The sequence below is a fragment of the Synechococcus sp. H60.3 genome, from assembly GCF_047462295.1.
Taxonomy (GTDB): Bacteria; Cyanobacteriota; Cyanobacteriia; order Thermostichales; family Thermostichaceae; genus Thermostichus.
Genome location: NZ_JANSIY010000039.1, coordinates 17,404 through 21,131, shown reverse-complemented (window position 1 = coordinate 21,131; position 3,728 = coordinate 17,404). Strand labels below are relative to the sequence as shown.

The 3,728-nt window shown below is 60.4% G+C and carries 5 protein-coding genes; 3 read left to right on the top strand and 2 right to left on the bottom strand.

Annotated elements, in window-relative coordinates; all coding sequences use genetic code 11:
- Positions 1 to 70: 70 nt before the first annotated feature.
- Entirely contained in the window at positions 71 to 187 is a 117-nt protein-coding gene (locus NW841_RS06065; protein ID WP_011431538.1) for a photosystem II reaction center protein I, read from the bottom strand.
- A gap of 265 nt (positions 188 to 452) precedes the next feature.
- Between NW841_RS06065 and NW841_RS06060 the strand changes: the two genes are divergently transcribed.
- Positions 453 to 701 carry a serine aminopeptidase domain-containing protein gene (locus tag NW841_RS06060; RefSeq protein ID WP_414385815.1) on the top strand — a complete coding sequence of 83 codons (249 nt, stop codon included), beginning with the start codon at positions 453 to 455 and terminating at the stop codon, positions 699 to 701.
- A 24-nt stretch (positions 702 to 725) separates the two neighbouring features.
- The gene (gene hemB / locus NW841_RS06055; protein WP_414371267.1) at positions 726 to 1,715 is read left to right on the top strand and encodes a porphobilinogen synthase; all 990 of its coding nucleotides are present in this window, start codon (positions 726 to 728) and stop codon (positions 1,713 to 1,715) included.
- A 9-nt stretch (positions 1,716 to 1,724) separates the two neighbouring features.
- On the opposite strand, the gene NW841_RS06050 is transcribed toward hemB, so the two are convergent.
- Positions 1,725 to 2,111, bottom strand: coding sequence for a hypothetical protein (locus tag NW841_RS06050; protein ID WP_414385813.1), 387 nt, complete (start codon positions 2,109 to 2,111; stop codon positions 1,725 to 1,727).
- 453 nt (positions 2,112 to 2,564) lie between these two features.
- Between NW841_RS06050 and NW841_RS06045 the strand changes: the two genes are divergently transcribed.
- The gene (locus tag NW841_RS06045) at positions 2,565 to 3,494 is read left to right on the top strand and encodes a TIGR01777 family oxidoreductase (RefSeq protein ID WP_414385811.1); all 930 of its coding nucleotides are present in this window, start codon (positions 2,565 to 2,567) and stop codon (positions 3,492 to 3,494) included.
- The last annotated feature ends 234 nt before the right edge of the window (positions 3,495 to 3,728 follow it).

Sequence of the window (3,728 nt, the reverse complement as noted above, 5' to 3'; positions counted from 1 at the left end):
CAGAGGGTGCATCAAGCACCCCCTTAAGGCGTTAGCCATGCTCACCAGGAACGCCCAAGCGCGGGATCCCTCATTCCATGTCCCGACGGTTGGGGTTGCGGGCAGGGTCGTTGCTCAAGAAACCAAAGACAAACAGTCCCACAAAAAAGATTACCACCGCGTAAACAGAGATTTTCAGTAACAGCATAGTTTCAGCAACCCGTTTCCAAGTGGATGAAGCGAACAAGTAACAAGGCAATGGTAGAGCAAAGACAGACTGCCACAGAGACGGGATCCCGTCAAACCTGAGGCTCAGCAAAAGTTCTTCACAAGATCATACCCCCCAGCAGCTCGTTATTCCCGCCCTTGGCCGCGATTTGTCCCGAAAACGCCTCGGACACTTGCCGGAAAAGGGCCGCAAAGCTCGGCCAGATAAGGATCCCTGGCAAGGGGCAAAATTGTTAAGAAATGTTTTGAAGCGAAAAGCAACATCGCGCTCCCTTAGCGACAGGGGTGTAACGCGGGCCAGGTTTACAGCCGAGCTGGCGGGCAGTGGGCAGCGCTGCCTTGACCAAGCCCATTGGCCAGAACTGCCGGTTCTGGTGCTCTATACCTCCGCCGATATCGTTGTCAATCCTACCGCCGCCGTGGAGCTTGCCCGCCGGCTACCTCAGGGAGAGATCCACGATAACTCAGCCCCTAGCGACCTCATGGCAAAATAGAGACGCCCTCTTTCTCCTGCTCCTATGAGCCAAGATCTGATCTACCGTCCCCGCCGGCTGCGGCGCACCGAGGCCCTTCGCCAACTGGTTCAGGAAACCCACCTGCGGGTGCAGGATCTCATCTACCCCCTGTTTGTTATGGAAGGGGAGAACCAGCGGCAAGAGGTGGAGTCGATGCCCGGCTGCTACCGCTACACCCTGGATCTGCTCTTGAAGGAAGTGGAGGAGGCGGCCAACTTGGGGATCCCGGCTGTGGCCCTCTTCCCGGTGGTGCCCGAAGAAAAGAAAGACCCCACGGGGCGGGAGTCCTTTAACCCAGAAGGGTTGATCCAGCGGGCGGTGCGGCGGATCAAGCAGGAGATCCCCGAAATCCTGGTGGTGACGGACGTAGCCTTGGATCCTTACAACAGTGACGGCCACGATGGCATTGTGCGGGATGGGGTGATCCTCAACGACGAGACGGTGGAGGTGTTGGTCAAGCAGGCCCTCTCCCAAGCAGAGGCGGGAACCGACGTTGTTGCCCCCTCTGATATGATGGACGGTCGCGTCGGCGCCATTCGCGAAGCCCTAGACGAGCAGGGCTATACCGACGTGGCCATCCTGGCCTACTCCGCCAAGTATGCCTCTGCCTTCTACGGCCCCTTCCGCGATGCCCTGGGATCTGCGCCCAAGTGGGGGGACAAGAAAACCTATCAGATGGATCCCGCCAACGCCCGCGAGGCCCTCAGGGAGGTGGAGCTGGACGAGGCCGAAGGGGCCGATATGGTGATGGTGAAGCCGGCCTTGGCCTACCTGGACATCATCTATCGGGTCAAGGAAGCGACGGATCTGCCCGTGGCCGCCTACAACGTGAGCGGCGAATACGCCATGATTAAGGCTGCCGAGCAAAAGGGCTGGATCGACGGCAAGAAAGTGATGATGGAATCGCTCTTGGCTATGAAGCGGGCCGGCGCTGACATGATCCTCACCTACTTTGCCAAAGAGGTGGCCTTGCTCTTGAAGCAGTCCTACTAGCTAGGTCAGCTACGGTCTCCCAAGCGGCTGGGGAGATTGTCCGATCCAGGCAGGGGAAACATTCTTCTCCTCGTCGGCCACCAGGCTACTGGGATCCACCAGGCGCACCTGGAGTTGATCGGGCGGCACGCGGTTGAGACGTTCTTTGATCAGAGCCTGTTGTTGAAGGGGATCCATGCCGCGATCCACTTCTTCCTGCAGCCGAGAAAGCCGGGTTGAGAGAATTTCGATGTGATGCTCCAAAACCTGCAGGCGGTGGTGCTGGGCCAACTGTACTGGCAAGAGACGATATAGGCCGCCGAGGGCAGCCGCGGTAAAGAGGAAGTTTACCCCGATGCGACAGACCACTTCCCAGGTTTGCGGCTCTGGCACCGGCCGTTTCCGCAGATAGGACAAGCTTCTGGAGCGAGAAGCTCGAACGGGGATCGTTGGCTGGCTGGCAACCAGCGCTCCTTGCCTCCCTGCTCGGACTAGGGATCCCTGGGAGCGACTGGAAAGGGGCAGCCCAGGCCCAGCAACCTGCTCCACCTGTAGAGGCAAGGGGCGAGCCGGAGTGCGGGAAGAAGACTTGGGTGCCACGGGTAAAGGGAAGAAGGTAAGGGGATAAGGAACCGCTGCTGCTGCCAGGAAGCGCAGCTAGGGCTTATTGAAGCCGATTTTCCCAGGTATGTCAGGGGCTGGCCCCAGACTTTTTTCTTTTCCGTCTTTTCAGCGCCAACTCGGCATGGCCTGGGCTGGTTTTGCAATTCCCCCAAGACGACCACGGCCAAGACTGCAGACGCGCTAGGCTAGAGGTTCAAGGGGGGAATGCTCTGCACAGATCCCAGGGAGTTGGAGAAGGGAAGTCCTATGCGCATTGCCATCACGGGCGGGAGTGGTTTTATCGGGCGCCGCTTGGTGGCCCGCCTGCTGGAGCGGGGGGATCAGGTGTTGGTTTTGAGCCGCCGCCCTGAGCAGGCCCGCCGCGTTCTGGGAGCATCCCCCAACCTTAAGCTGCTGGGGTACGATCCCTACCAACCGCAAGCCTGGGCCTCAGCTCTGGAAGGGTACGAGGCCGTTGTCAACCTGGCCGGGGAGCCCCTGGCCTCTTCCCGCTGGACAGAAGCCAAGAAAAGAGAAATCCGCCGCAGCCGCGTGGAAACCACCCAGGCTCTCGTCCAGGCTCTTGCCTCCCTCGACCCAAAGCCCCAGGTGCTGATCAGCAGCTCGGCAGTGGGTTACTACGGCTCCCGACCCGAAGGGGATCCCCTAACGGAGGCGGCTCCGCCAGGCCAGGGCTTTTTGGCAGAAGTCTGTCAAGCTTGGGAAGCGGCTGCTCGCCCGGCGGAGGAGCTGGGGATCCGCCTGGCCATCCTGCGCACGGGGATTGTCCTGGGGCCCGCTGGGGGAGCCCTGGCCCAAATGCTTGCCCCCTTTCAGTTTTTCCTCGGCGGCCCCCTTGGCTCTGGCAAGCAGTGGGTCTCCTGGATCCACCGCGACGACTGGGTAAGCCTGGTCTGCTTCCTGCTGCAACAGGGATCCGGTGTCTTCAACGCCACTGCCCCCAACCCTGTGCAGATGGAAGAGTTCTGCCGCACTTTGGGACAAGTTTTGGCCCGCCCCTCGTGGCTGCCGGTGCCAGAGCTGGCCCTAGAACTGCTGCTGGGCGAAGCAGCTCAGGTGGTTCTGACGGGGCAGAGGGTGATCCCTCAGGCCGCGCTGCAGCTGGGTTTCACCTTCCAATATCCCCACTTAAAAGAAGCCTTGCAGCAAATCCTCATTCCCCAGGCCAACCGCTAGGCACAGCTCTCTGGCAAAAAGCGAGAGGCAAGCCCTCACCGCCCCTTCCAGAGATCCGGGGAAGACTCTCTGGATCCCAGCCCTAGAAAGCCTCTTGGAGACAGTAGCCATCCCTAGGGTGATTTCAGGCCAGTTGGGGGCACCCCTTTGGTCTTCCCTAGGATTAGGTTTTCCTGGGTGAGCGGGCCAGCGAAGCGCCTTCCGGATCCACCCGGTTGGCCAGCGCTGCAACCC

Excerpts from the sequence above, each read along its gene's own strand:
- NW841_RS06065 (WP_011431538.1), bottom strand. The coding sequence starts at position 187 with ATGCTGTTACTGAAAATCTCTGTTTACGCGGTGGTAATCTTTTTTGTG.
- hemB (WP_414371267.1), top strand. The coding sequence starts at position 726 with ATGAGCCAAGATCTGATCTACCGTCCCCGCCGGCTGCGGCGCACCGAG.
- NW841_RS06045 (WP_414385811.1), top strand. The coding sequence starts at position 2,565 with ATGCGCATTGCCATCACGGGCGGGAGTGGTTTTATCGGGCGCCGCTTG.